We start from the raw sequence: 26,881 nt of genomic DNA on the forward strand, positions 1-26,881 counted from the left end.
ACCGTGCGCGTGGTCAGCGACTTTCCCTATACGATACGCGAGATCGAACACACGCTGATCCCGATGTCCGACGGGGCCCGCCTGGCTGCCCGTATCTGGATGCCCGAACAGGCTGAAGAGAAGCCGGTACCCGCCATCTTCGAGTACATCCCCTACCGCAAGCGGGACCTGGTCCGCTACCGCGATTCCATGACCCATGCCTGGTTTGCGGGGCACGGCTACGCTTGCGTGCGGGTGGATCTGCGCGGCTCGGGAGAATCCGACGGGGCGCTGGTCGACCAATACCGACAGCAGGAGATGGAGGATGGCATCGAGGTGATTCGCTGGATTGCCGAGCAGCCCTGGTGCAACGGTCGGGTCGGGATGATGGGTATTTCCTGGGGCGGCTTCAACAGCCTCCAGATTGCCGCCCTGAGGCCGCCGGAACTCAAGGCCATCATTACCGCCAGTTCCACCGACGACCTCTACCGCGACAACATGCATTACATGGGCGGCTGCCTGCTTTCGGATAATCTCTCCGAGGCTACCACCATGTTCTCGATCAATACCTGCCCGCCGGACCCGGAACTGGTGGGCGATCGATGGCGCGAAATGTGGCTGGAGCGGCTCGAGGGGAGCGGTCACTGGCTCGATATCTGGCTGCGCCACCAGCGCCGCGACGACTACTGGAAACACGGATCGGTGGCGGAGGACTACTCCGCTATCCGCTGCCCCGTGATGGCTGTCGGCGGGTGGGCGGACGGCTATACCAACGCAATCTTTCGGCTGCTGGAGCATCTCGAGGTACCGCGCCTGGGACTGGTGGGGCCCTGGGGGCACAAGTACCCCCATTTGGGTGTGCCGGGGCCGGCCATCGGTTTCCTGCAAGAAGCACTGCGCTGGTGGGACCACTGGCTGAAGGACGAGGAGACCGGAATCATGGAGGAGCCCACGCTGCGCGCCTACATGCTCGACTCCATTGCGCCCTCAACCCGGTACAAGCATCGTCCCGGGCGCTGGGTGGAGGAGCCCTCCTGGCCCTCCCCGAACATCGGTATCTGGCGGCTGCCCCTGGCGCCCGGCCGTCTCGCCCTGAGCGAAGCACAGCGGCGCCGTGGCGATGCCATTCAAACCATCCAGTCGCCATTGAGCGTCGGCCTGTTCGCCGGTAAATGGTGCTCCTATACCGCTGCGCCCGACCTGCCCCATGACCAGCGCGAGGAAGACGGCGGCGCTCTCATTTTCGAGACCGGACCGCTGGAGGAAACCGTGGAGTTGCTCGGCTCTCCCTCCATCGAACTGGAAGTGGAATCCAACCGCCCGGTGGCGATGGTTGCCGTGCGCCTGTCGGATGTAGCGCCGGATGGAAAGGCGACGCGCATCACCTACGGACTGCTCAACCTTACCCATCGCAACGGCCATGCCGAACCCGAGGCACTGGAGCCCGATACGCCGTACTCGGTAACCGTGGAGTTGAACTACATCGCCCAGGCATTCCCGAAGGGCCACCGCATCCGGCTGTCGATCTCCACCTCCTACTGGCCTTTGGCCTGGCCACCACCACAGGCGGTGTGCCTGACCATCCACTGCGGGCCCAGCGCGCTTAGCCTGCCGGTACGCCCGCCGCGGAAAGAGGACGGCCGCGTACAGTTTCCGCCCGCCGAAGTTGCGCCGCCGCCGTACACCCGTCAGCTGGAGCCCAAACACCACAACTGGCTGGTCCACCGCGACCTCGCCGCAGACGTATCGACCCTGGAAGTCATCAAGGATGAGGGAAAGTTCTGGATTGAAGCCATCGACCTCACGGTAGGGACCGGAACCTGGGACTGGTATACCTACCGGGACGGCGACTTCGGGTCGCCGCGGGGTGAAACCCGTACCGAACGTTTCTTTGGCCGGGGCGACTGGTCGGTACGCACCAGGACTCGCACCGTGCTCACGGCGGATACCACCCATTTTCATATTCACGCGGAACTGGATGCCTACGAAGGCAACAAGCGGGTCTACTCGCAGAACTGGGACCGTCACATACCAAGGGACCTGGTCTGAAGAGTGGGGCGGCGATGGACGCCGCCGGTTAAAAGCTCAGGCGCAGCAGGTCCGCTCAATTCCCGGGCGATTCGCCATCATCACCAGCGGCCGTCTCACCCGCCATCGACTGCAACAGGCGCCTCAGTTCGCTCAGCTGTCGCGCAGCCTCTTCGAACCGGCCCTGGCCCTGCAGCTGCAGGTATCGCTCGAACGCTTGGCCGGCCCGGGCCGCGCGCTCCGCGAGTTCACCGCCGGGCGCGACACCGGGCACCTCACGTACCCCGCCCTTGAAGAGCCCCTCCAGGGCCTCTTCGAAGCTTTCGGCATAGCTGAGCGTATCGCCATGCATCAACGCCACCAGCCGCAGCTCCGGATAGGCAGCGGTCTCGGCCTGAAGATAAATTGGCTCGACGTAAAGCAGGGTCTGATCGATCGGGATCGCCAGCACATTGCCCCGGATCACACGCGAGCCGCGCTGATCCCAGAGCGTCAACTGTCCGGAGAGTTGCGGGTCCTGATCGATCTTGGTCTCCACCTGCTGCGGCCCCAGCACCCGCGTCTCCTTCGGAAACTGGTAGGCAATGAAGCGTCCGTAATCCTCACCATCCGACATGCCCGCTATCCAGCCGATCATGACCTGACGGTTTTTTGGGGTAAACGGGAGGATAAGAACGAACTCCTTGCTTTCGCTACCGGGCCGTTTCCACATGATGTAATAGGGTTCTACCGGCTGGACATTGCCGTAGTATTTCTCCGTCGCCCTGACCCAAAGGTCCTCCTGGTTGTAAAACACCTCCGGGTCTTCCATGTGGTATTTGGCATAGACCAGCCCCTGGGTCAGCAGAAATCCCTCCGGGTAGCGCACGTGGGCACGAACGGCTTCCGGCATCTCCGACTCCGGCTTTAGCAGGTCCGGGAAGGCCTGCCACCAGGCATTGATCAGCGGGTCGTCTTCTTCGAATACGTACAGGTCGACGCTGCCGTCATAGGCATCCACCACCGCCTTTATCGAGTTGCGAATGTAATTGGCCCCCGACAGGTAGCCGGCTACCGAGCCCGTCAGTTGCCCCCCGCGGTCCCGAACCTGGATAAATTCACGCGAGGAAAACACTTCGCTATAGGGGTAAAACGAGGAGCGGGTGTAGGCGTCGACAATCCACTTCAGCCGCCCGTCGATGACCGTCACATAGGGGTCGGCATCGTACTCGAGGAATGGTGCCAGGGTATTCAACCGGTCGATGATCTGGCGATGGAACATCATCCGGCTGTCGGGCCGGGGATAGGTGGACAGCAGCAGCCGCGTGCCGTCGAACATCCAGCCGAAGACGAACTTACGCCACAGGTTGCGCATGGCGATGCCACCCTCTCCGGGGTACTGGATGTAGACATTCTGTTCACCGCTCGGGTAGTCGAACTCCCGCTCCTCGCTGTTGGCCACAGCGGGGTCGGTGGTCAGCTCACCGTAGTAGATCTGCGGAACTTCGATTTCGAGTTCGGGGTGGGAGGACTGCGGCGGAATATCGCTAATCAGCATCCGGGGCAAGCCGCTGGGGGTGAACTCACTCACCGGTGTCATCACCGCCCCATAGCCGTGGGTGTACTTGAAACGGCGATTGACGAACGTCTGGCTCTGCGCCGGGAGATTGTCGAGTTCCAGCTCCCGTGCCGAAATCATCACCTGCCGATAGTCGTCACCAAGTTGGTAACGATCGATATCGACATCTTTGAATTCATAGTAAAGGCGGATTTCCTGAAACTGCCTGAATACCGAATCCAGCGCCCGCGGATCCCACAGACGCACGTCGGACAGAACCCCCTGGTTATCTTCGGCTAGCGCGCGGGTAAATTGGTCCCCGACCGGAAAGGCCCTTTGCTCGACCTTTTCCAGATCGAAGCCGCGACGGGTAAAGGCGATGTTGTTGGCGATATAGGGGCGCTCGAAGGTGATCTCGTTGGGTTCCACAACGAGCCACTGTATGAGCCGCGGGGTCACTCCGAGGAGCAGGATCCAGACGACGCCGATCCCGACCCAGGCGATGACGCCGGCGACCAGAGGCGGGGGGCGGCTGCGATCGAATCGCGCCACCCGGCGCCGGAAAGCGGGAAACAGCGGCAGTGCCGCCAGCAACGGGGTAATGATGGCCATCAGTAGGTAGGCGGGCCGGCGAATATATTCATCCGTCCAGCCCGGGCCGCTTACCACGCCCCAGTCTGAAAAGAGCAGTTGGAACAAATCGAGAAGGTGACCAAAGGCCAGCAGGAACGCCAGGCCGAAGGCAAGGACCAGGGCGCGTCCCCAATCCGGCCGGCCCCGTTCAATTTCCTCCCAGAAGAGCACGCCGTGGGCCCCGATGACGATGACCGCGACCAGCCACAGCAGGATATGCAGTTCCGCGAGTAACGGCAGGGCAAACAGGTAAAAGCCGGCATCCAGGCCCAGTATCGGCTCGCGGACACCCGTCGCCTCGCCGGTCACCCACAGCAGTGATTCGTCCCACGCGCCGAATCCCCAAAGACCTCCTCCGAGGAGGCCCGCCAGGATGGCAGCCCAGATCAGCAGACGCTGGCCACGGCCAAGCCAGCGCACGCCGCCCCAGACCAGCAGTCCGGCGACGGTCGCCCCGAGGGCCACCATGCCCACACGAATGCCGACCATGGTCCAGAATCGCCGGCCGTAACCGACCGCCTCAAACCAGAGCATCTCGCCCCAGAAGGAGAGCAAACCGAAGAACAGGGCGGTTGCCGCAAGGATGGAAAGGCCGGCCGCCATACGGCCCCGCCGGCCATTCTCCAGCCCGCTGTAGGCGAGCCAGCCACCAAGCGCCAAAAACGCGACCAGCAAGAGGTTGTACATCGCGCTCCCTTGGGTCTGAAGCTGTTTCCCTTCAGCCTAGGAGCCTGTCCGGGGAATAGCGACCGTCACGAGGGCAAGACTGATTGAGTCAGATTTTTCGCTCATTTGAGGCGAATACGACTGCATGGACGCAGTCGTTAGAGCGACGCATGCCGCCATGGATGGCGGCAGTAGAGAATGTCTGGAACCTATTCTCGAGGAGCCAAAGCCGAGTGGTTCTATTTAACGAAAATGAGCGGGAAATCTGGCCAATCAGGCTTGGCCGCAGTAGGTCAGTCTATTTTCGGACAGGCTCCCGCCAAGGCATCGACTATGATTTGCAGAGAATCGCTCACAAGGAGGGAGCCCTCATGGGATTTATCGGATGGATTATCTTCGGACTGATTGCCGGCGTAATCGCCAAAATGCTGATGCCCGGACGTGACCCGGGTGGGTTTTTCGTGACCATCCTTATCGGCATTCTGGGTGCCGTGGTCGGCGGCTTCATCGGTTCTGCATTGGGATTCGGAACCGTTGACAGCTTCAGTCTCGGCAGCTTTGCCCTGGCCGTTCTCGGGGCGGTGATTCTGCTCTGGGCCTATCGCGCCGCCAGGAGTTGACCGCTTGGCCGATGGAGTGTGAACCATACCCCGGTGGCAGGTCTTTATTCCGGTTAGTGTAGGTGAGCCCGTGGGGGCAAAAGCACCCCTGACCGGAAAAGAGGCCACGCGCTGGGAGTATGCAAGATGGGTTCGCCCCTGGTCACACCCACAGACGAGCTCTTTGGGGGAGAAAGCACCGACAACCTGCCTTCTCCCCGCCGACCGGGATTGGTGCATCGCACCGGTCTCCTCCTGGTCGCACTGGGAATTACGGCCTTCGCAATCCTCTATGCGGCGGCCGTAATGGCCCTTGCCGCAGCCGTTGCCTGGCTACTCACCGAGGGTGATGCATTGGCAGCGCTGGTGCCATTTCCGCCGGCCGCATTGGCCCTGCAGGTACTATTGCTATGCGGCCTCTTGCTGGGCATTTTTCTGCTGACCAAAGGCCTCTGGAGAATCGAAAGGCGTCGAAATCTGGCCGTTCCGGTCGATCCGGCCCGAGAGCCGGATCTGGTCGCATTTGTCGAACACCTGTGCGGAATCGTGGGGGCACCTGCGCCCTCCCGCATCACCCTCAACTGCGGTCCGGATGTTTCCGTGGAATTCGACAGCTTTCCAGGGTTTCTCCGTAATCGGCCCGTACTTCGCCTGGGCTTGTCGGCCGTAACCGTATCCAGCAGTGGACAACTGGCAGCCCTGCTCGCCGGAGAACTCTCCCGCTACGCCCACCGGACCGGCTCCCGTCGTGCCTCGTTTGTCGCCACCGCCAATCGTTTTCTGGCCCGTGCGACGGCCGGAGACGACAGTGTGGATCGCTGGCTGGCCCGACAGGCAGGCTCCGGCCGGTTGGCGCCGCTGGCGCGTGGACTTCTGGAAGTGAGCCACCGGGCCCGCTGCGAGAGCCGGTGGTTACAGCGACAGGTGGCCCGCATCAGCCAGGGCGCCCTGGCGCGTCGTCTGGAATTCTCACAGGAGTGTGCCGCGTACGCCGGCGGCGCGCTAACGGCGGAAAGAGTGCCTGCACGACGTTCGGCCTTACGTTCGGCGGCCGTTCGCGCCACTGCCGCTGCGCGTCAGTCATGGACCCGCGATGGCCGGCTACCGGAAGATCTCACTTTGCAGACCGCACGCTTTTTCACAGAAATCCGGCCCCGGGATCATGTTCACGAAACGGCGGCAATGGCGTGCGAAACACCGGCCGGTGTACTGTTCAGGGACTTCTATCGCCTCGCTCGAAAGCTCACGCTGCTTCACTATCGCATTCAGCTGCGCCTGCCGGTCACGGGTGACCGGCTCGGCGACGATCCGGCCGGGCCAGGCACCGCCGTCGACAACTTCTTCTTCGGCTGCTTCGCCCCGCTAATCCCGTTGGGGCTGCGTGGCCCGGCGGCTCGAGCACCCGACAACGCCCGGGATACAGCCCGCAAGCATGCGGACAAGATGCTGGAGGTGATGCGGAGCTATCGCGAATCGGATCGGGAGCTTCTCGGTGCACTCCAGGCCGAAGCACTACTGGAGGCCAACATTCCAATCGACCCGAACCTGTTCGGACTGAACGCGTCAGCGGGCCTGAACGAGGTGCACGAGCGCTGTCGCTATCTGGAGGGACGGCTGGAATGGTTCAGTGATCGACTTGCCGGTTTTCAACGCCTGGTTGCCGCACGCCTGCGCGAAGCGGTGGAACAGGAAACCGGGTCCGATCCGCACTCGGCGGAGCGACGCATGCTGGAAGTCCTGGTACGTACCGACCGTCTGCTCCCGACCGTTTCGGAACTACGAACCCACCTGTTGCTGTTGGAGGTCCTGCTAGCCGAAAGCCTGGAGGCACCACGCCCGGCATTGAATGATCGGATCAGCGAGCACAGCGCCGATGTGCTGCGGCTGCTGAAGGGTATCCGCATCGCGCTACGCAACATCCCCTACCCGGTAGGCAATACACTCCGCAACGGACTGCATCGGCACGTCATGCGCCGCGCACCCGATGAAAACCTGACCGCCGCCGAAAGGCTGGAGCTGGGCCAGGATGTCGTGGAGCGCCTCCTCTCCGTTCGCCGCGCAGCACTGCAAAGACTGGCGGTGCTCGCCACCCGGATGGAGAGCACGAAGTCGCCCGAAGTGTAGGTCGCCCCGGAGAGTCCCGCCCTTGAAGGTCCCCGGTGCTGGCAGGAACGCCGGAAAATACGCTCAGTTGCCGCCGGGGAAACAGTCCACGCCAGCGCTGCGGAGCTGGTGACAGGCGTTTCTGGCTTCATCCATGCTGGTATACGGCCCGATCCTGATCTTGTTCAGCCCATCCACCCGTAGCACGCGGATCTCCCGTTGACCTAGGGGACGCTGCTGTTCCCTGAAACCGCGGCTCACCTGTTCGGCCGCCTCCAAAGAGGTGAATGCACCAATCTGGATCCAGTACGGGAATTCCACCGGAATTTCTGCCCTCGGAATCTCTTTCACCGGTTCGGGCTCAGGTTCCAGCGCACGCTCCGCCTCAATCTTTTCCTGCTCTATCAGCCTGAGGTTTTCCCGTGCAATCCTGTCAAGGCGCTGTAGCTCCTTGCGGCGAGCCTCGGTCATCGACTCACTATCGGATGTGGCCACAATCTCCAGCACACGTTCGTAGAGAGGAACGGCCTCTTCGGCACGGTCGGTGTTGTGGTACAACGCACCTAGATTGAGCAATGCGTGAGGATTGTTCGGATTTTCCGCCACTGCCTGAGTCAGAAGCGTCTCGGCCTTTTCCATATCACCGGCCACCATGGCGTGATAGCCCTTATCCGATAACTCCACATCCCTCGTGGGCCCGGAGGCACAGCCGGCTATGAGCAATGAAAGCGCAAAAGCTACTAACTTCAGGTATGAGGTCACCAATCAACTCCTTCAGAAAAATCCTAACAAACGATAAAGGAAAATCGGCAACAGCGCCAACCATTTGCGCCCGCCAGATCAGCGACGGCACGCTGTATCCCGCCTGACGTTTCCCGGGCATGCCCATGTAGTGCGGTTTACAATTAAAGCGTCTTTCCGTTTCGCGCTCAGTCACCGGGTACCGCTTCGGAGTACATCCATGAGAAGGAATTTTCGAAAGCAGGATCTGCCGGTGGACAGAGTTCGCCGCTATCTCGAACCCGGCCCTATCGTCCTGGTCTCCTCATCCTGGAATGGCCAGAACAACATCATGACCATGGGCTGGCATACCGTAATGGAGTTCTCGCCCTCCCTGGTCGGCTGTGTAATATCGGCCGGCAACCACAGCTTTGAACTGGTCCGCCGCAGCGGCGAATGCGTGATTAACCTGCCGACAACAGCGCTGACCGACGCAGTAGTCGGTATCGGCAACAGCAGTGGCGCCGCTATCGACAAGTTCGACCAGTTCGGACTGACCGCCGATGGCGCCGAAAAGGTGAAGGCGCCACTGATCCGGGAGTGCTACGCCCATTTCGAATGCCGGCTCGCCGATGACAGCCTCGTTGAGAAGTACAATTTTTTTGTCTGGGAAGTCGTCAGGGCGCAGGCGGCGGTATCGCCCAAATACCCGCAGACAATACATTACACTGGCGATGGGGTGTTCATGGTCTCCGGCAAGATGATCAGCCGACGACGGCAGTTCCTGCCGGAGATGCTATAAGCGGCAGGGCCGGGAGCGCGCCGGCCCCCGCCGCTTGGACACTACAGCCTCACGCTCTCGACTGGCTCGGTTCAGTCAGAAGGCCCATATCAGCGCCAGCAGAAGCCCCCACGCCATGACGCTCGCGCCCATGATCGTATGGGTGACCGACATCGCCTCAACCTCTTCGTGCCGCTGAGCTAAACCCTGCAAGCCGTGATAGACGATGCTGATGGAGAGCCCAAGTGCAGCCAGGGATATGACGACATTCACGCCAAAACTGGGAATCAGCAGGCCAAACGCAGAGAGCCACAGCGGAATCGGCGCCAGCGCCGCCAGCCGATAGGCATCAGTGGCACTCACTGGAAGATTGCGGCTGTTGGCCACTTCATGGATCATCCAACCCATCGCCGCGAAGGTCAGCAGTTCAGCCAGAAAGAAAACGGTCGTGATGAACCGCCAGGATTTTTCTCCAAAACCGGGCAGGAAGGCATCACCGTACACGGTACCGGCGTAGTACAGCATTACCGGCGGTATCAGTGCCAGAGGCAGTACGATGAACGTTACCAGCGACAGGATGGATGGGTGGCTGCGATGCACTTCATCCCACGCGCTGCCGGAGGAGAAGGGAAGCTGAAGAATCGCTGTCGTTTTCATGGCGGACCTCGCATCTATATCACACCATGATACATTTAGACCCGATAGTGCCAAACGTCAAGGATTCATCATGGAAAACCCGCATGGAGAAGCCGTACACGACGGCTCTCTCGGCAAACACGATTTCGAAAGATTGTCCCACTTCCGTTATCGCCTGCGCTGTTTCCTGCGCCAGAGTGAAGATCTCTGCCGGGAACACGGTCTCACCCCATTGCAGTACCAGTTACTGTTACATCTAAAGGGATTTTCGGGACGGGAGTGGGCCACCGTCGGCGAACTCGCAGAGCGCCTGCAGGCGAAACACCATGGCACAGTGGCCCTCATTGATCGCTGTCAGCAGGCGGGTCTGGTGGAGCGCCGGCCCGGCCGTCGGGACGGCCGGAAGATCGAAATCCATCTGCTACCCAAGGGCGACCGTGTCGTTACGGAGGTGGCACAGCTCCACCAGCCGGAACTGCGACTGCTGCAGGAGGAACTCCACTGGCCGGGTTGGGTATAAATCCGCTCCCGGCGGATTGGTGCACTTGAAAGGCGCGCCGGCCTGTCCCTCGCGATGCAGGTCGGGCTTTAGCCCGTCGAACTCCGATGACGGCTGAAGGCGACCTAGAGGGGATCGGGTGGTCGGGCGATGGAGAATCCAGGTGTCTCCGTCATTCCCGCGTAGGCGGGAATCCAGAGAACAGAAGCATCGCTCAAAATGGATCCCCGCCTACCCCCCCGCCTGCGCGGCTGTGACAGGGGATGACGGATTTCCTGCGCCGTGCGCGATCACCCGGGCGAGCAGTTACATCCAGGTAAACCACTACAGGTGCTCCAGCTGCGCAGCCCGCTCGAAGGCAGCCCTGGCGCCCGTCGGATCACCCCGCTGCTCCCGGGCCGCCCCGATGATGCGCCAGTTCTCCGCCAGCAGGGAACGATTGGAACCGACCCAGGAATTGGAACGGGCAGCCATCTGTTCGGCCTGGCGGTAATCGCCACGCTGCAGGTACACCCGCGCCAGCTCCTGCCACAGCAGGGGATTTCGGGGTTCGATGCGCAAGGCCCGCTCCAGCACCGCGATGGCCTGCGGGAACCGCCCGGCACTGGTTTCGGCACTGGCCGCGGCCAACAATTCCGCCACAGCCGGATTTTGTGGGGTGGTGGCTGGTGTGGGAGGCTGCATCGCGCAGCCCGATACCAGCGAAGCCAGAATCAGCCCGAAAAAGACAGCACGACGTACAGGTTTTATCATCTTCAAATCACCTTGCTCCGGAACGGCCGCTGCTCTGCGTCCGCCCTACAAAAATTGTTCGCCAAGCGGCTCAGCGGAAAAGTCTTTTGAACCAGTTGCCTTTGGAGCGTGCACAAGGAGCATGCTCGGTGGGAGCGGACCCACGGACAAAAGGTAGCTCCACCGCGCCGGGACACTCGCTATCGGCTCGCAGTCCGGAAGCCGGTTCGGTCCAGACCAGCTCCATGGTATCGGGTAGTGGCAGCGAAAGCGGCTCGGCATCGAGACGGGACATCAAGTCACCCCACACCCTCATGGCACCGCTGGCACCGGTGAGCGAAGTCGGACGATTATCATCGAAACCGTTCCATACCACCGCGACCCGATCCCCGCTATAGCCGGCAAACCAGGAATCCCGCATGTCGTCCGTAGTGCCGGTTTTCCCTGCCACCGACAGCCCCCGGGGCAGCTGGCTCTGCAGACCCTGCGCCGTCCCTTCCTTAACCACGCTCTGCAAAGCCGCCGTAACCAGGTAGGCCGACGCCGGATCCACCACCTGTTCCACAGCCAGTGGATAGCGCTGCAGCGGCTTGCCGTTCGGGGTCAATACTTCACGGATGGCCCGGAGCGGCACCCGGAATCCGCCGCTGGCAAGGGTCTGATACATCTGGGCGACCTCCAGAGGCGACAGTGCGACGGCCCCCAGCAGCGTGGATGCATAAGGCGGCAGATCCCGCTGGACGCCAAGCTTGCGGGCCGTGTCGAGCACCTCGGGTACGCCGACTTCGCGACCGAGGCGGGCGGCGGCGATGTTATAGGACTCGGCAAGCGCCCGCCAGAGGGGCACCTGTCCGTGACTCTGGCGGTCGTAGTTGTTGGGCGACCAGTCCGGACGGCCGGCTTCCTTCCAGAGCAGCGGTTCGTCATCCAGCAGCGTGGCCAGGGTATAGCGGGAAGGATCAGAGAGCGCCGTCAGATAGATGGCTGGCTTCAGCACCGAACCGACGGGCCGGTTGGAGTCCAAGGCCCGGTTGAAACCGGGGAAACGCGGGTCGCGACCGCCCACCAGTGCCTGAACCTCCCCGTTCTGCGTGTCGGTCACGATCACGGCCCCTTGCAGCTTCTGGTCCGGGCTGCTGTCCAGCCGGTTGAGACGGCTGGTGAGCGCATGCTCGGCGACGGCCTGCACCCGGGGGTCAAGGGTGGTGAAGATCTGCAGCCCTTCCGACTGCAGGTCCGAATCGCGGTAGTCACGGGACAGCTGTCGGCGTACCAGATCCAGAAAGGCCGGATAGCGGGTGGTCCCCATGGCCGGCTTGTCGATGATGCCGAGCGGCGCTGCGCTGGCCTGCAGGTACTGCTCATCGGAAATGAAGCCCTGCTGGCGCATCAGCGTCAGGGTAAGATTGCGTCGCTTCAAGGCTCGTTCGGGTTGGCGATGGGGGTCGTACCAGGAGGGTCCCTTTACCATCCCCACCAGCAGCGCCGACTCGGCGAGGCTCAGGTTCCGGAGCTGCTCACCAAAATAGAATTGCGCTCCGAGCCCGAAGCCATGGATCGCACGGTTGCGATCCTGCCCCAGATAGACCTCGTTGATGTACGTTTCGAGGATGTCGTTTTTCTCGTAGTGCACCTCCAGCAGCAGGGCCATCACCATTTCGGTGAACTTTCGGCGCAGGGTGCGCTCCGGTGTCAGGAAAAAGTTTTTTACCAGCTGCTGGGTGATGGTGCTCCCCCCCTGCACGCCTCTCCCCGAAAGCGTGCTCACCAATGCCCGCGCCATAGCCATCGGGTCGATACCCCGATGCAAATAGAATTTGCGGTCTTCGACCGCAAGCAGCGCGTTGACCAGTGCCTTCGGCACACCGTCCAGCCTCACCAGCACACGATCTTCGTTGTGGGCCGGGTATATACCACCGATGTACTCGGGATCGAGCCGCACCAGGTTCAGGGGCCCGCCGGCGCCGGAGAGTTCTCGCACGCCATGGTCACCAAAGGAGACCTGCAGCGACAGCGAAGGCTGGGGGCCGTCCCAGAAGGTGAGCGGTCGGGTGACCAGCCGGAAGTCGTCACCGCGGCGCTCGAAGCGCCCGGGCTGCTGGCCGCGCAGCCCCTCCCGATAGCCGACCTGTTGCAGCTCTTTGACAAACGTATCGGCGCTCACCCTGGCGCCGGGAAAGAGCTCCAGGGGGCGGGCGTAGACCCGGGCCGGCAGCGCGAAACGGCGCCCCTCGAACTGGTCACGGACCCGGTAATCGAGCCAGGCCACGAATACCGCCCCCACCAAGAAAACGGCCAGCAGGCCCAGATGGAACCACCGGTTCTCGGCAAGTCGACGCAATACACCTTTCTTTTTCGAAGTCTTCTTTTTCTGTTTCCGGGCCACTACCGCCACCTGTGTCAGAGAAACGCAGAAAACCGCACCTGGCGGGTTTCTCCCGTCAGTGGGATACGCGATTTTGCCCGAAACCGGGCGCTTTTGCTGTGTTGTTAGTCCCGCAAGTGGCCAAAAACTACCATGGGGGCGCCGCGACCTGCGCCGATCACCAGACGCTATCCACCAAAGGGAGCGGAGCTTTCTCCGGAGAGAGGGTGGTTCAGGATGATCAGTACCAGGGTACCGAGCGCCAACACTGAGGAAGAGCTACGGCGCCGAACAGATCGCTGCTCCAAGGCAAATGCGCGTGCTTGCAGAGTCGGCCGCCGGGCTGCCGCTGGAAGAGCCGAACGGGACAGGAAATGACCAGATTGATGGTCATTAATGGCCTTCACGCCTGTTGTCGTGGTCATTATGCTTGACGAGCCGTCCAAATGAATGGATAGTTTAATAGGCATGAAGTGGCCTGATGGTCATCATATCGATCAATTTGGGGCGAGCTGGATGGCAAAAGAGAGAACCTATTCCCGGTACACACGCGAAGCCGTGACCTTGCTGGCCAAGCAAATCCGCCTCGGGCGCAAGCAGCGCAGGTGGACCGAGCACGAGCTGGCCGACCGCGCCGGTATCTCGCGGGCGACGCTCCAGAAGATCGAAAAGGGGGACATGGGCGTTGCCATCGGGCTGGTGTTCGAGGTGGCGGCGTTGGTCGGCGTTACCTTGTTCGATGAGGAGCGCGCCTCGCTGGCCATGCACATCACCCGTACGGACGACAAGCTGGCCTTGTTGCCGGGTGCCGTGCGCAATCGCGGAAAGCCGGTAGATGATGAGTTCTGAGGGACGGTACAGCGAAGCCTTTGTCTGGGTATGGCTGCCCGGTGCCGTCGAGCCGGTCGTGGCGGGCAAGCTATCCGCTGAAGGCGAGCACCTGATTTTCAATTACGGCAAGAGCTATCTTGCCCGGGAAAACGCCATCCCCCTCTATGACCCCGAGTTGCCTCTGCGACCGGGGCTCATTCCCCTGCTGCCGGGCTTGAGCATGCCGGCCTGCATCCGTGACGGCTCGCCGGATGCCTGGGGCCGGCGCGTCATCATCAATAGAAAGCTCGGCACCAGAGGGGCGAAGGCGGACACGGCCCAGCTCGACGAGCTGACCTATCTACTGGAATCCGGTTCGAACCGGATCGGCGCCTTCGATTTTCAGCACTCGGCCACCGAGTACGTGCCGAGAGGATCGGAGAACGCCTCTCTCGATCAGCTTGCGCAAGCCGCCGAGTTTGTCGAAATGGGCATGCCGCTGAGCCCGGAACTCGATCAGGCGCTCCAGCACGGCACCTCCATCGGCGGTGCGCGCCCCAAGGCGCAGGTCGATGACGACGACAAGCAGTATATTGCGAAGTTTTCCTCGACGACCGACCTCTACAGTGTCGTCAAGGCGGAGTTCGTCGCCATGCGCCTGGCCGCCCTGGCCGGGCTGAATGTGGCGAGCGTGTCGCTCACCAACTCCCTGCACAAAGACGTGCTTCTGATTGAGCGCTTCGACCGCGTGCCTTCCGGGGCCGGGTGGCAGCGCAAGATCATGGTTTCCGCGCTCACCATGCTGGCGCTCGATGAAATGATGGCGCGTTATGCCAGCTACCAAGACCTCGCGGAACTCGTCCGCCACCGTTTCACCGATGCGTCCGCCACCCTGCGCGAACTCTATTCACGGCTCGTCTTCAACATCCTGTGCGGCAATACCGACGATCATGCGCGGAATCACGCGGCCTTCTGGGACGGGCAAACGCTTCACCTGACCCCGGCCTACGATATCTGTCCGCAAAGCCGGACCGGCAACGAAGCCACTCAAGCCATGCTGATTGCCGGTGACGATCGCATGAGCCGGGTCTCGTCCTGTCTGAATGCGTCGGCACATTTTCTGCTGTCTCGCGCCGAGGCCATTGCCATCGTGGAACACCAGCTCACCAGCATCGTCGATCACTGGGATGCCGTATGCGTCGAAGCCGGTCTCACGGTGACGGATCGGGCGTTCCTGTGGGGCCGCCAATTCCTCAATCCGTACGCCTTTGAAGACCTCGATGGCGACGCGGGCCACCTGAAGACCATGGCCGATACGGCACGCTCCCGTTAGCTCCACCTGATATAGACCGAACCGCAGCACTTGGTAGTCAACCGGGACACCGATTGCAAGGAAACGCCGACACCGGCTACTCCGGCATGGCCTACTTGCGACGCCTGCCCCATCGACGCGTTGCAGATTGACGCTCATTTGTCACGAATATCGGTGGCCACGAAGCGAATACCGAAACCGCCAAGACGATCAGCGCTTGGCAAACCGTCATCCCGGCCAGAAAAGTTACTCTGATTCTATTTATGGACCCTATCTATACTTGTTACTGAAACTTCGGCGCCGCTTTTGCGGGTGGCCTGGCACCGATCGTTAGGGCCGCCGTCGGTCAACGGAGTTGATTCCCGATGAGTCTCGCAATAACGGAGCCAACCCACTCAAACACTTCTCAACGTGATCAGCTCCTGATCGAGTCCCTTCATGACAAGGTTTTCTCCGACCTCACTAAAACTTCCATAGCCGCAATATCATTTTCCAATCGCCATGGTTGGCGAAGATAACCTCTCCAGCAATAGGCATCGGCGAGGTTTCGTTGGCACCTCGGCTAGATTTCGGCACAAGAACGAGAATGCCTGTTAGGCAGTTCGGAGAAACATACATGTCACTAACCCGAAACCTCTGTGCGTATTCTGCCTCTTCGCGCCAACTGTCGATCAAGCCCGAGCGTAGTTCAGGGCGTTCATTCAGGCGCATTTCGAGAAGGGCTCTTCCCGTACCGCCAGACTTCTTCAGGAAAGCATCGATATCGCCTCGTGCTTGATCTTCAACGATCTCTTTGTAGATCCCAGCCAACTCAGCCTGACACTCGCCGTTTTCGGCGGCAATAGCGCCGCTTGAGATGAACAAAAGGAAAAAGACCGAAGCTAAAGCGATGATTCGTTCTATCGAAAGATTGTCCATGTTTTGTCTCCCGCCGCCGCCGAGTAGCAAGGAGACCGTTACCGGCCCCCCCGCCCTCTAAGACCGTGCGTGCGGGTTTCCTCGCACACGGCTCAAGTCCTTCAACACCAGCATTACCCGGACATAGTCCGCCGCGGATCGCCAGACCCGCGAATTTCGCTCGCACCGAGTTCTGCTGCTGACCCAAAATTGTCCCTATACTCTGGAAAATTGTTCGATACCGACATATCAGGAGGGAGCCTAAATGAAAAAGCTTATTGGTTCAGTGTTGGCGGTGATCATACATGGTCTCTTCTTTCAAACAGCATTAGCAGAGGACGGAAAAACAGCTTTGGTGCCTTTACCCTCAGTCGAGGACTTCACGAGGGGTAATGATGGCTGGAGCTTCGGCCTGGGCCTGGGTGTTGAGTACGAATCTGCGTACGAAGGGTCGGATGAATACGACTTCGAAGTCGATCCTGCTGGTGCGGTACAATGGCGCAGCGGTGATGATATTTTCTTCTGGGCGGGTGAGGCGCTGGGGTGGCGTGGTCTTCGTTCTAGTACGTGGCTATTCGAGGCCGCGGTGGGTCTCGATGAGGGTCGTGAAGAAAGTGATTCCGATGACGGTCGTTTGGATGGTCTCGGTGATCGAGATGAGGATGCTGAACTCGTGCTGCAAGTACGTCGTGCTTTTGATGCCGATTGGCGTTATTGGCTGGATGGTCGAGTTGTAACCGGTGATAACGGAAGTCTTGGTCTTTTTGGAGTGGGGCGCCGCTTCGGCGACCAGAACGACGGAACCGGTCATGAAATTGCTATCGCTGTGGTATTTCACGATAGCGATTTTGCCAATAAAGATTTTGGTATAGACGCAGAGCAGTCAGCTGCATCGGGACTGAATGAGACCAATCTGAGTGGAGGATTTCGCTCGGTTGGGGCCAATTACAATTATCGTCATTATATTAACGAGAATTGGCAGATTTTCGGCGAGGCGGTATATGAGCGGTATAGTAGCGACATTGAGGATAGCCCAATCGCACGCAACAACTATGAAGCCGAAGTAGGCGCCGGATTTATTTACGTATTCTAGACCGCCTAACGGCCAGCTTGAGGCGGCGAGGGCAGCGCGACAGAAGAGCATTACCCGGACACCCATCCCAAGCCATTGCCATCCTCGCCCAGTTCTGAGAGTCTGTAAACCCGCAGTGCCATCAAGGAATAGATGCCATGCCCAAACCAAGGAAAGCCCTCGTCTCGCTCGAGGCCACTCCCTACTACCATTGCGTCGCCCGCTGCGTCCGCCGTGCCTTTCTTTGTGGTGAAGACGCCACCTCAGGCCACAACTTTGAGCACCGCCGCGACTGGATTCGGGAACGCTTGTTTCAGCTTTCCGAACTCTTCGCCCTGGACGTATGTGCCTATGCCATCCTTTCCAATCACTACCATCTCGTTCTGCACGTCGACCGCGAGGCCGCTCAGGGATGGAATATCGCAGAGGTCCTTCACCGCTGGCATGCGCTGTTCTCCGGGAATGAGCTGACCCGTCGTTTTGAACGCGGGGAAACGCTTCTCCCTGCGGAACTGCGCGTCGTCGATACCTTCGCGGAGCTATGGCGTTCGCGGCTGGCGGACATCAGCTGGTTCATGCGCTGTCTGAACGAGGAGATCGCCCGCAAGGCAAATGAGGAAGATAACTGTACCGGCCGTTTCAAATCCCAGGCGCTGCTCGATGAGAAAGCGCTGGCGGCCTGTCTGGCCTACGTAGACCTCAATCCGGTCCGAGCGCAGATGGCACAGACGCCAGAGGCGTCTGACTTCACCTCCGTTCAGGAGCGAGCCGCCGCGGCAACGCAAGCGGAGCATCCCAATGAGACTCCATCACAGCCGGCCCGCCTTCTGCCCTTCGCGGGGAACCCGCGCGAGCCGATGCCCAAGGGCTTGCCCTTTCGCCTCACCGACTACCTGGACCTGGTGGACTTCACCGGACGGCTTATCCACGAGGGCAAGCGCGGTGCCATCCCCGAACACCTCCCGTCCATCCTCCAGCGCCTGGCGATCGATCCCAAGCAATGGGGTTATCTGACGACTCAGTTTGAGAGCCCCTTCAAGGGATTGGTGGGCGAGGCCCACAACCTCAAGCAGGCCTGCCAGCAACTCGGCTACCGACGAACACCCGGGATTGGCGCCTGCCGAACACTGCTGGCGTAGCCCCTTCTTTACTGTCGTGCTATTCCGCCGCGGATCACCAAACCCGCGAATTTCGCTCGCACCGAGTTCGGCTGCTGGCCCAAAATTGTTCCGATCAGGTCCGATTTACGCACGCCCTACCCTCGAATCCGGGAAAAATCGAATGGCCCGCGACCGCTCGCGGCGACTTTTTCCTTCCTCTCCTTACGATGGGTGTCCAGGTATGTTTAACGTCCCCGGAAGCAGACCGCCTCCGGCAGCAGGGGTAGCATGACCGGTCGCTCAGGCATCCCTGAGCCGATAACGCCCGAGCTGTCGCCCGGAACGCTGCAGTAATCCGATACCGTATCCCCGATCACTCAAGGGATGTGACCCCTTCTTACGCTACCCTCGAATCCGATGAAAATCCAATGGCCCGCGACGGCACGCGGCAACTTTTTCCTTCCTCTCCTTACAATGGGTGTCCAGGTATTTCTATTTCCACTTACGTTCAACTGCAGGATAAGGTCGCGGCTCGCTTCACTCGCGCGACCTATCCTTATTCGTTATACTTTTTTATGTTGGTAGTAGGCAAGGAGCTCCTCAGAAGTGTCAAGCTGGGGTATTTGATTAAAGTTTTCAATGGCACGATGTATGACTTTTTTTGCCTCACTATTGAGATCCAACTCTATTTCTAGATCACCCGAATCATTTATATGCTTAATACCGTTTTTTATATTTAATATGTGCTTATTTAAATGAGTATTTAGAGGTGTATCTTTTCCAATTATGCCATACCAACTTCGCAACCAATGCCGCGCCCTCTCAAGCGCGCTTTCATTCTTATTGATAGAAACAATTTTACCCAGTAATTCTTCAGCAGCACCGGCTAAGTGTATAACTGAAAACATATTCTTATCGCTGATGTACTCCCGAAGAGCTAAATTAAGGTATTCCATGGCGATATCAATTTTCTGATATGTTTCTAATTCCCCTCTTATATCCTGCATTCCGTACACCGTAGTTATTAATTGCCGGAATTAATTAACGAAAAACATCTTTCCCTCGCGTATTGTTCGCCTAGACTTTCGTAGCCTTCGATACTTTTCATTTGGATTTCCATGCATTCACTCATTTTATATGAATGAAGAGCTATTGGAGAAAATACAATAGCTCCTGCTATCAACAGTGCGGCGATTATGAATATTTTATTCATTCATATTTCTCCATAACCACACTTTCAGAGGTATAACTATAGTAGGCGGCCCAATGCCGTCTAGATCATAAACAATTAACCACGGACACCGTGAGGTTCCCTCGCCAAACCAATCATTTGCACCGAATACTACCGATCTTCTTTGGACCAGTATTACCCGGACACCCATCCCAAGCCATTGCCATCCTCGCCCAGTTCTGAGACTCTGTAAACCCGCACTGCCATCAAGGGATAGATGCGCCTCGAACTCGGAGTTGGGCCACACGCCCTACTGACGAACCTTATTCGCTGCCTTTGGCACTTAAGAAATCATGTAGCTGCTTAAGTTTCTCAAGTAGCTCATCAAAAGTGACTATCTGAACCTCTTTTGAGTTCCTTCGAAACATCTCGAAGGACTTCTGCCGATCCACTTCACTTGGCGTTCTACCAATAATGAGGCAGCTGTGTACGGCATATGACTCAATATCATAGACACGACTGGTGTCCTTTATCTGGGATATCTGCCTCTGAAACTGATACCTCTGATCAAGAGCCTGATTAATCGAACCCGACAGCTCTGGCGCTGGGGTAAACACACCCTGACGGTAGGATCTACTGCTCAGTAGCGGTGCCTGCGGAGTCTTTATCTCAAAAAGAGCGGTGTTGTTGGTTAGGCTATTCTTAACTAAGAAGTCAGTTATTTTGTCCCCCGAACCCGACAGCTTCCGCCCCCCAACAGAGGCTTGGTCTTTCACCTTTACTATCGGGTACCCAAACGCCATGCTCAGAACAAAGGGATTCTCATTAAAAAAGTTCTGCCAATCACTTTCCTTATGCTTCTTGTCGAGCATGCTGTCAAAGCGCTCAATAAGAACTTCCAAGGTCACCAGCTCAATATCATCGTGAAGCCTCGCTAGTTTGTCCGGCTTCACTCTGGCTATCGTTTCTTTATGAGTTGCAAGAGAGCTAAGCAACTGCTCCTGCTCGGACTCGTCCAAGGCCACTTCCCCCAGAGCGGACCGTGTTAGCAGCTTAGTAACTGGATGACGACCGACTGTTACTGGCTTTAAATTTTGACCAAGCTTCTGTGCAAATAGGTTGTACGTCTCGGCGCTCTTGACAGCGCGCGCTGCTTGCTGGGCACGCGACGTCGTGCGGTTGATTGATCGGCGCGCTTCGTTAAAGTCTCGCGTGGCAATGTAAAACATTTCTGCCATATCTGCATCGACGCCGGTACCCCGCTCTTCCGTCAGGACAATCTCGCTGCAGCCGGTTAGAGCCTCTATAGCATCAACAATGAACCTATAGTCCTTCTGTAAGCCCAATCCAAAATCATAGTCTTTAACAAACCCGGAGGGCAACTCCTCAAGAATTCCCAAGACGTTGTCGACATTGTCCGGCGCCGGACCTTCAAACCCCGTGAGCGTAATGGCGGTGACCTGTTTGTATTTTTTCTTCAAAAAATTATCATGCTCTGGGATCGTGTTAATAGGGTATATTGTTAGATAATGATCCTGACCACTGATAAGCAATATTTTCGCACGACAATCTCTGGGTTCTTTGTTGCGCCTCCTAGCGCGAGCGATCTTCTCCGCTTCCGGCAGGTAGAATACCTCAACACAGTTCGGATGCACCTCCTCGATTGAAAGGGTTCCGCCCGTAGGAGCTTCACCAGGACTTATTAACCGAACCATCAGTCACCTTCCATTGTCCTTCCCCCAACTGGTCAGCCTCGGGACCGCACGCTGACTCGTTTCGCCCAACGACCAAGCTGTGCGGCGCAAACGAAGCGCAGCGTAGTTTGCGTCCGAACAAGCGCCTTGTTAGAGCTTATTTGTTGTAGCACATGAATTTGCATATTAATTCTGGTTTTTTAGTCAAATCTTCATAATTCATATACGCTTTAAACATATAACTATCCTTTTCCCTCGAATATGAACACCCATAATATCCTGCATTTTCACCACCAGCCATTTCAAATCCGCTATAGATACAGAACTTGAAGCGCTTATCAAATACATCATTAGTGATAAACGCTAGGCAGCCATTCTTAGTTTTTTTGCCTTGAATAGATATGGGATTCTTTTTACTTAATACTCCCCGCTCTTTTAGCCAGCACGTGCTGGAGTCAACAGAAAGCTCCGTCGACTCAGCAGCGAAAAGATTCGTGCTAAATATTGATAAGAGAAATATAAACGCCAAATTTTTTCTATTTATTTCCATAGCTCTAACGACAGCCATAACCCGACGCGACAGGAGCGGCAGCGACTGCAGCGCTCGGGTGCATGGACTTGTTAAACCCCAACCACCTCTGGCGCCTTACTCTCGTGGTTATTTTGCCGCGGACCATTTAGTAGAGGGACGGGATTATGGATATGCTTCTCGACAGAAGTTCCCAATATGTATTTGATCGCAGCGTCGATATTTGCTAGCGCGCCGTCAGAGTCGGCAATTCCGCTCGTTATCGCAGCAGCAATAACAAGAGCGCCCACAATTTTGTTCCATGACGGTCTGTCTTGCGCAAACTCACTTTTTGCCTTGGACAAATACTCTTTCAGTTGCTTCTTTTCGTCCTTCGGTAAAAATGCATTTGCCTCAACACTATCTATAGCTGCCTCTATATACCCAATAATTTTTTCATTTTCTAAGTTCGACGGCGTAAACACGTCGCTATCGCTGCTCCACTGATGGATGTAGGTGTCTTTCGCTACCCGCACTAGACTGATAAGCCGACCAATAGACACAAGAAGCCTTTGAATCGGAATCACTTCCTCAGAGAAGAGCTTTCGCCTTCTAATAAAATTAGAAATATACGGTAGCTGAAACAGAATACTACTGGTCAACTCTGCGCCGAAACTCAAACTTTTTCGTTGGGTTGCTATTCTCAAAGAAACCTCCACCCCAACGATCGACTCAATAAGATTGGAGCCAGACACCAAAGTAGCGACCCGTTCGTGCAGACCTTTATCAACAGGCCGCAGAAAGGCAAGAAACTCATGCATCTTGGTCTCAAACATCTTCAGGCCCGGCGCTGCGTTTTGGTAACTTTCCCATTTAGCAATCTTTCTCATCCCGAAGGTAAGGACTTCATCTTCGCAGGCCGCGAACTCAGTGAAGAACCCTTCTAGCACCTCAAGCTCAGCGATAAAATCGTCTAGGTGATGGTACTCCACATTGCCTCCTTCAGCGTTTAACTACATGTCGGCGGCTCAAAACCACCTAAACCATTAACAACCAACCGCGGATGTGGTCGAACAGCCTCGCCAAACCAACCAATTGCACCGAATACTACCGATCTTCTTTGGACGGATAGGCGGTCGCTCACCGCGTATCCGGTTAAGCGGCGGTGAGCCGCGTAACCGCTGGATTCCGAGATAGCGAGTACGTGGTTCGCGCCGAGGCGTGTTCCTGTGGCGGTGCGAAAGCCGGCAGACGCGTTGGCGGGTGTGCGAAGGAAATCGGTGTACTGAGCGGGCGGACCGGAGGGCATCGGCTTTGAGGGCACAACGGCGGCAGCCTGGTCGGCATTGGCCGGCCGGTGCAGTAGATGATCTGATATCGGGCCCGGGAGCGGCCTCCATGGCGATGTCCGTTCTGTTCTTCGTTCCGACGCCTGATGTTCCGCTGGCGTCTGTTTTGACTGACATTATCGGTTAGGGGCGGGAATCGCAAGGGGGGTATTGCGGCTGGGAGCCGCTCCTACAGGGTGGGGTTGCGATTTAGGGGGAGGCGGTGGATTACGCGGCGCACACACGGAGCGGGGCGTCAACGTGTGTGCCGGGGCGCCGCTAATCCACCCTACGTGATCATGCGGCTCAGGCGTCCCTGAGCCGGTAACCCCCGAGCTGGCGGGCGAAGCGTTGCAGCGCCTCTATGCCGGTGGCCTCGGCCTGTCGGCACCACTCCTGGAGGGCGGTCCGGACCTGGTCGGGGCCGGCGGCCGACTGCCAGATGGACTGGAGCCGCTTGCGGAACTGATAGGCGGTCTTCAGGGCCTGGCTCTCTTCGAATACCTGCTGCAGGGTCCTTTGGGAACCTTCGTCCAACAGGCGCTCTTCGCGCAACAGCAGGCCACGTGCCTTGCGAAAACGCGCCTTCAGACTGCGGTCGTTTTTTCGGCGGCGCAGCTCTTCCCGATAGATCCGCTTCAGGACGTCGCGCCCGAATTGTGCCAGGACCTGGTAGCGGGCGTTGATCACCGCCCGAACCGCCTCGGCATCGATATCCCCTTCGCCGGACACCAGCTTCGCAGGTCTGGGCGCTACCCGCTTTATGCGGGCCAGTCGCAGAAGGGAGAGCAGGCGGATATAGAACCAGCCGAGGTCGAACTCCCACCAGCGGGAGGAGAACCTGGCCGAATTGGGGAAGGCGTGGTGATTATTGTGGAGCTCTTCGCCGCCGATCACGATTCCCCACGGCACGATATTGGTGGAGGCGTCCGGGGTCTGGAACTTGCGGTAGCCGACATAGTGCCCCACGCCGTTGATAACCCCCGCCGCCCAAAATGGGATCCACACCATCTGTACGACCCAGACCGCGACGCCCACCGGCCCCAGCAGGGCCAGATTGATCACCAGCATCAGCACGATGCCGACGAAGTTGTAAGGCGTGTAGAGGTGCCTCTCGATCCAGTCATCGGGCGCGCCTTTGCCGTACTGCTCCCGCGTATCCTCACGCGAGGCCTCCCGGCGATAGAGCCCGGCCCCTCGCCATAGCACCTTGCGCAGCCCCAGGACCTGCGGGCTGTGGGGGTCCTCATCGGATTCGCACTTGGCGTGGTGCTTGCGGTGCACCGCTATCCACTCCCGGGTGATCATGCCGGTGGTCAGCCAGAGCCAGAAGCGGAAAAAGTGGCTCACCACCGGGTTCAGCGTCAGGGCACGGTGCGCCTGGTGCCGATGCAGGAAGATGGTGACGGCCGCGATGGTGATATGGGTGAGGAGCAGCGTGTAGGCCACTGTCGCCCAGGGCGACAGATCGAGAAATCCGTTATTCATGGGCGGGTACCTCGGAAAAACCGAACTGCTTTCAAATATAGCCGTCGATCAGCGCTCGAGAAACAGATTGCCGACCGGGTCGACCAGGGCGCGCCAGCGGGGGGCGACATAGGTGGTGGCGACGGTTTCGACCACCAGGGCCGGACCTTTCACCACCTGTCCGGCCGCCAGGTCCTCCCGGCGCCAGACTTCCGCTTCGCCCATCACACCATAGAGTTCGATAATATCCAAGTAGCTCACTAGGTTTTTGCCGGCGCCCTCCAGCGCAAGCTCCGGCTCGGGGCCGAAGAGGCCGAGGCGGACATTGACCAGTTCCACCGGCAGGTCGAGCCGGTGACCATAGGCCATCCGGTGCCGATCATGGAACGCCTCCGCGGCCGCGGCCCGCCCGGACCACGGCACATTCAGGGTATAGGATTGGCCCGCATAGCGCAGATCCACGCTGGGAGCGATGGAGAGTAAATCCCGCGCCACTCCTTCGGCCGCCAGTTCCGCGCCACCCTCAGCCTCCAGAGTCCGAAAGGCCTCTTCGATGGCGGACTCCGGAACCGTGTCCAGTGGACCCTGGAGGGTGTGCGACAGCTGACGCCCTCGCGGTGCCACCAGCATCCCCAAAGCCGAGAGCACGCCGGCGTGCACCGGCACCAGAGCGCGGGTCATGCCGAGTTCGTCGGCCAGGGCACAGACGTGCAGTCCGCCGGCGCCGCCGAACGAGGTCAGCGTCAACTGGCGGGGATCGACTCCGCGCTGCACCGACATCACCCGCAGGGCGCGGGCCATGTGTTCATTGGCGATGCGAAGGACGCCCTCGGCCGCCTCCCCGATCGGGACGCCGAGGGGATTGGCGACCCGCGCCATCGCCCCGCGCGCGGCCGCCACATCCAGCTGCATGCCGCCGCCCAGAAAGGCCCCGGGGCGCAAGCGGCCCAGCAGGAGATTGGCATCGGTGACCGTGGGGCGCTCGCCGCCTCGTCCGTAACAGGCGGGCCCGGGGGCGGCACCGGCGGATTCCGGACCCACCTGGAGCAGACCGCCGGCATCCACATAGGCAATGGAGCCGCCGCCGGCACCGATGGTGTGCATGTCGACCATGGGCACCGAAACCGGCCAATGGCCGATTTTTCCCTCGGTGGTCAGCTTCAATTCGCCGTCGATAAGCGCCACATCGGTGGAGGTGCCGCCCATGTCGAAGGTCAGCAGGCGTTCACTGCCGGCGCGGGCGGCCACCCGCCGGGCCCCGGCGAGGCCGCCGGCCGGCCCGGAGAGGAGCATGTGCACCGCCTGCCGGCCCGCCTGGGCCGACTCGATGGTGGTGCCGGAGCTCTGCATGACCGAAAGGCCCGCGCCGGGCAGGCTGTTTTTCAGCCGTTCCAGGTAGCCCTGCACCAGCGGACCCACCCAGGCATTCAGCCAGGTGGCGATGCCCCGCTCATACTCCCGATACTCGGGCAGAACGGCAGAGGAACGGGAGACAAACACGCCTTCTGGAATAGCGGCCTCCACGGCCCGTTCGAAGCGGTCGTCCAGGAACGAGAACAGCAGGTTGATGGCCACCGCTTCGGGGGCCAGTGCCTCGATTCGGCGCTGCAGTTCGGCCAGTTCCGCATCGGTCAGCTCCTCCACTACCGAACCGTCGGCACCCAGACGACCGCCCGTCTCCAGACACCACTCCGCCGGCACCGGCGGCGCCTCCGGTGGTGGTTGCAGATCGTAAAGGGCCTGCCGTGCCTGTCGGCCGATGGTGAGCACATCCCCCAGACCACGGTTGGTGATGTAGACGGTAGGCACCCCCTTTCCCTCCAGGACCGCATTGGTGGCCACCGTGGAGCCATGCACCACGACCAGACGCGGGAAATCCGCCTCACCGATACCCAGCTCCGCAATCCCCTGCAGAATGGCGCGCTCCGGCGCCGCGGGTGTGGAAAGTACCTTGTGGACCCTCAGGATTGCGCCATCGAGCAGGACGAAATCGGTGAAGGTTCCGCCGGTGTCGACACCCAGCAGGAGACGGTTGCCCAAGGCCTGGTCCATCGTGGGATGATCCTGTCTGTGGAGAGGCCGTGTAGTTTAGCCGGAGGCCCCGTGCGATCACCACCGTACCGACCGGCAGGGGGCGCGCCCCCGGCGTGATTTTCGTCACGAAGAGCATCGCGCCGGGGCGGCCCTCCTGCCGGGCACGGAGCCTCAGCCGGGTAGGAGGCGCGCCCTCGCGGCGATTTTCGT

Annotated in this window: 20 protein-coding genes; 9 read left to right on the top strand and 11 right to left on the bottom strand. The window is 59.4% G+C overall.

The features are described 5' to 3' along the window. Nucleotides 1–3: 3 nt before the first annotated feature. Nucleotides 4–2,028 carry a CocE/NonD family hydrolase gene (locus BLP65_RS04310; protein ID WP_217631893.1) on the top strand — a complete coding sequence of 675 codons (2,025 nt, stop codon included), beginning with the start codon at nt 4–6 and terminating at the stop codon, nt 2,026–2,028. Nucleotides 2,029–2,083: 55 nt separating this feature from the next. Here the strand turns inward: BLP65_RS04310 and BLP65_RS04315 are convergent, their stop codons facing one another. Beyond that, a complete protein-coding gene (locus BLP65_RS04315; RefSeq protein ID WP_092992973.1) occupies nt 2,084–4,864 on the bottom strand; it encodes a UPF0182 family protein in 2,781 nt (926 codons plus the stop codon). Between the two features lie 350 nt (nt 4,865–5,214). Between BLP65_RS04315 and BLP65_RS04320 the strand changes: the two genes are divergently transcribed. Both BLP65_RS04320 and BLP65_RS04325 read left to right on the top strand, forming a co-directional pair. Next, nucleotides 5,215–5,463, top strand: coding sequence for a GlsB/YeaQ/YmgE family stress response membrane protein (locus tag BLP65_RS04320; protein WP_092992975.1), 249 nt, complete (start codon nt 5,215–5,217; stop codon nt 5,461–5,463). Nucleotides 5,464–5,589: 126 nt separating this feature from the next. Further along, on the top strand, nt 5,590–7,566 hold the full coding sequence (locus BLP65_RS04325) for a M48 family metallopeptidase (RefSeq protein WP_092992977.1): 1,977 nt from the start codon (nt 5,590–5,592) through the stop codon (nt 7,564–7,566). Between the two features lie 63 nt (nt 7,567–7,629). On the opposite strand, the gene BLP65_RS04330 is transcribed toward BLP65_RS04325, so the two are convergent. Further along, on the bottom strand, nt 7,630–8,229 hold the full coding sequence (locus BLP65_RS04330) for an SPOR domain-containing protein (RefSeq protein ID WP_139181417.1): 600 nt from the start codon (nt 8,227–8,229) through the stop codon (nt 7,630–7,632). A gap of 277 nt (nt 8,230–8,506) precedes the next feature. On the opposite strand from BLP65_RS04330, the gene BLP65_RS04340 reads away from it, so the two are divergent. Further along, entirely contained in the window at nt 8,507–9,067 is a 561-nt protein-coding gene (locus tag BLP65_RS04340; protein WP_092992983.1) for a flavin reductase family protein, read from the top strand. A 75-nt stretch (nt 9,068–9,142) separates the two neighbouring features. Here the strand turns inward: BLP65_RS04340 and BLP65_RS04345 are convergent, their stop codons facing one another. Then, nucleotides 9,143–9,703 (bottom strand): Yip1 family protein, encoded by a 561-nt coding sequence (locus BLP65_RS04345; RefSeq protein WP_092992985.1) that lies wholly within the window; start codon nt 9,701–9,703, stop codon nt 9,143–9,145. A gap of 70 nt (nt 9,704–9,773) precedes the next feature. Between BLP65_RS04345 and BLP65_RS04350 the strand changes: the two genes are divergently transcribed. Then, the gene (locus BLP65_RS04350) at nt 9,774–10,202 is read left to right on the top strand and encodes a MarR family winged helix-turn-helix transcriptional regulator (RefSeq protein ID WP_092992987.1); all 429 of its coding nucleotides are present in this window, start codon (nt 9,774–9,776) and stop codon (nt 10,200–10,202) included. Between the two features lie 303 nt (nt 10,203–10,505). Here the strand turns inward: BLP65_RS04350 and BLP65_RS04355 are convergent, their stop codons facing one another. Together BLP65_RS04355 and mrcB are read right to left on the bottom strand one after the other, a co-directional pair. Further along, complete coding sequence (locus BLP65_RS04355) at nt 10,506–10,934, bottom strand: tetratricopeptide repeat protein (RefSeq protein WP_092992989.1); 429 nt, start codon at nt 10,932–10,934, stop codon at nt 10,506–10,508. Nucleotides 10,935–11,004: 70 nt separating this feature from the next. Further along, on the bottom strand, nt 11,005–13,299 hold the full coding sequence (mrcB, locus tag BLP65_RS04360; RefSeq protein ID WP_092992991.1) for a penicillin-binding protein 1B: 2,295 nt from the start codon (nt 13,297–13,299) through the stop codon (nt 11,005–11,007). Between the two features lie 495 nt (nt 13,300–13,794). Here mrcB and BLP65_RS04365 point away from each other — a divergent pair, with 495 nt between their 5' ends. Next, complete coding sequence (locus BLP65_RS04365) at nt 13,795–14,127, top strand: helix-turn-helix transcriptional regulator (protein ID WP_092993263.1); 333 nt, start codon at nt 13,795–13,797, stop codon at nt 14,125–14,127. Then, complete coding sequence (locus BLP65_RS04370; protein ID WP_092993266.1) at nt 14,117–15,421, top strand: type II toxin-antitoxin system HipA family toxin; 1,305 nt, start codon at nt 14,117–14,119, stop codon at nt 15,419–15,421. Before BLP65_RS04365 ends, BLP65_RS04370 begins: the two co-directional genes overlap by 11 nt. Before the next feature lie 441 nt (nt 15,422–15,862). On the opposite strand, the gene BLP65_RS04375 is transcribed toward BLP65_RS04370, so the two are convergent. After that, on the bottom strand, nt 15,863–16,318 hold the full coding sequence (locus tag BLP65_RS04375; RefSeq protein WP_092992993.1) for a hypothetical protein: 456 nt from the start codon (nt 16,316–16,318) through the stop codon (nt 15,863–15,865). Between the two features lie 244 nt (nt 16,319–16,562). Between BLP65_RS04375 and BLP65_RS04380 the strand changes: the two genes are divergently transcribed. Next, on the top strand, nt 16,563–17,390 hold the full coding sequence (locus BLP65_RS04380; protein WP_092992995.1) for a MipA/OmpV family protein: 828 nt from the start codon (nt 16,563–16,565) through the stop codon (nt 17,388–17,390). A 137-nt stretch (nt 17,391–17,527) separates the two neighbouring features. Further along, entirely contained in the window at nt 17,528–18,508 is a 981-nt protein-coding gene (locus tag BLP65_RS04385) for a transposase (protein ID WP_092992997.1), read from the top strand. Nucleotides 18,509–19,032: 524 nt separating this feature from the next. On the opposite strand, the gene BLP65_RS04390 is transcribed toward BLP65_RS04385, so the two are convergent. The 5 genes from BLP65_RS04390 to BLP65_RS04410 all read right to left on the bottom strand — a co-directional run bounded on the left by BLP65_RS04390 (nt 19,033) and on the right by BLP65_RS04410 (nt 26,689). Then, nucleotides 19,033–19,476, bottom strand: coding sequence for a hypothetical protein (locus tag BLP65_RS04390; protein WP_092992999.1), 444 nt, complete (start codon nt 19,474–19,476; stop codon nt 19,033–19,035). 487 nt (nt 19,477–19,963) lie between these two features. After that, nucleotides 19,964–21,355 (bottom strand): Shedu immune nuclease family protein, encoded by a 1,392-nt coding sequence (locus BLP65_RS04395; protein ID WP_092993001.1) that lies wholly within the window; start codon nt 21,353–21,355, stop codon nt 19,964–19,966. 600 nt (nt 21,356–21,955) lie between these two features. Then, complete coding sequence (locus BLP65_RS04400) at nt 21,956–22,834, bottom strand: hypothetical protein (RefSeq protein WP_092993003.1); 879 nt, start codon at nt 22,832–22,834, stop codon at nt 21,956–21,958. A 642-nt stretch (nt 22,835–23,476) separates the two neighbouring features. Then, a complete protein-coding gene (locus tag BLP65_RS04405; RefSeq protein WP_092993005.1) occupies nt 23,477–24,658 on the bottom strand; it encodes a DesA family fatty acid desaturase in 1,182 nt (393 codons plus the stop codon). 48 nt (nt 24,659–24,706) lie between these two features. After that, complete coding sequence (locus BLP65_RS04410; RefSeq protein WP_092993007.1) at nt 24,707–26,689, bottom strand: hydantoinase/oxoprolinase family protein; 1,983 nt, start codon at nt 26,687–26,689, stop codon at nt 24,707–24,709. Nucleotides 26,690–26,881 lie beyond the last annotated feature (192 nt).

Source organism: Thiohalomonas denitrificans (genome assembly GCF_900102855.1).
Lineage (GTDB): Bacteria > Pseudomonadota > Gammaproteobacteria > Thiohalomonadales > Thiohalomonadaceae > Thiohalomonas > Thiohalomonas denitrificans.

Bases quoted from the DNA above. Each gene is read 5' to 3' on its own strand.
- BLP65_RS04315 (WP_092992973.1), bottom strand. From the start codon at position 4,864: ATGTACAACCTCTTGCTGGTCGCGTTTTTGGCGCTTGGTGGCTGGCTC.
- BLP65_RS04320 (WP_092992975.1), top strand. From the start codon at position 5,215: ATGGGATTTATCGGATGGATTATCTTCGGACTGATTGCCGGCGTAATC.
- BLP65_RS04325 (WP_092992977.1), top strand. From the start codon at position 5,590: ATGGGTTCGCCCCTGGTCACACCCACAGACGAGCTCTTTGGGGGAGAA.
- BLP65_RS04340 (WP_092992983.1), top strand. From the start codon at position 8,507: ATGAGAAGGAATTTTCGAAAGCAGGATCTGCCGGTGGACAGAGTTCGC.
- BLP65_RS04345 (WP_092992985.1), bottom strand. From the start codon at position 9,703: ATGAAAACGACAGCGATTCTTCAGCTTCCCTTCTCCTCCGGCAGCGCG.
- BLP65_RS04350 (WP_092992987.1), top strand. From the start codon at position 9,774: ATGGAAAACCCGCATGGAGAAGCCGTACACGACGGCTCTCTCGGCAAA.
- BLP65_RS04355 (WP_092992989.1), bottom strand. From the start codon at position 10,934: ATGATAAAACCTGTACGTCGTGCTGTCTTTTTCGGGCTGATTCTGGCT.
- BLP65_RS04365 (WP_092993263.1), top strand. From the start codon at position 13,795: ATGGCAAAAGAGAGAACCTATTCCCGGTACACACGCGAAGCCGTGACC.
- BLP65_RS04370 (WP_092993266.1), top strand. From the start codon at position 14,117: ATGAGTTCTGAGGGACGGTACAGCGAAGCCTTTGTCTGGGTATGGCTG.
- BLP65_RS04375 (WP_092992993.1), bottom strand. From the start codon at position 16,318: ATGGACAATCTTTCGATAGAACGAATCATCGCTTTAGCTTCGGTCTTT.
- BLP65_RS04380 (WP_092992995.1), top strand. From the start codon at position 16,563: ATGAAAAAGCTTATTGGTTCAGTGTTGGCGGTGATCATACATGGTCTC.
- BLP65_RS04385 (WP_092992997.1), top strand. From the start codon at position 17,528: ATGCCCAAACCAAGGAAAGCCCTCGTCTCGCTCGAGGCCACTCCCTAC.
- BLP65_RS04390 (WP_092992999.1), bottom strand. From the start codon at position 19,476: ATGCAGGATATAAGAGGGGAATTAGAAACATATCAGAAAATTGATATC.
- BLP65_RS04395 (WP_092993001.1), bottom strand. From the start codon at position 21,355: ATGGTTCGGTTAATAAGTCCTGGTGAAGCTCCTACGGGCGGAACCCTT.
- BLP65_RS04405 (WP_092993005.1), bottom strand. From the start codon at position 24,658: ATGAATAACGGATTTCTCGATCTGTCGCCCTGGGCGACAGTGGCCTAC.
- BLP65_RS04410 (WP_092993007.1), bottom strand. From the start codon at position 26,689: ATGGACCAGGCCTTGGGCAACCGTCTCCTGCTGGGTGTCGACACCGGC.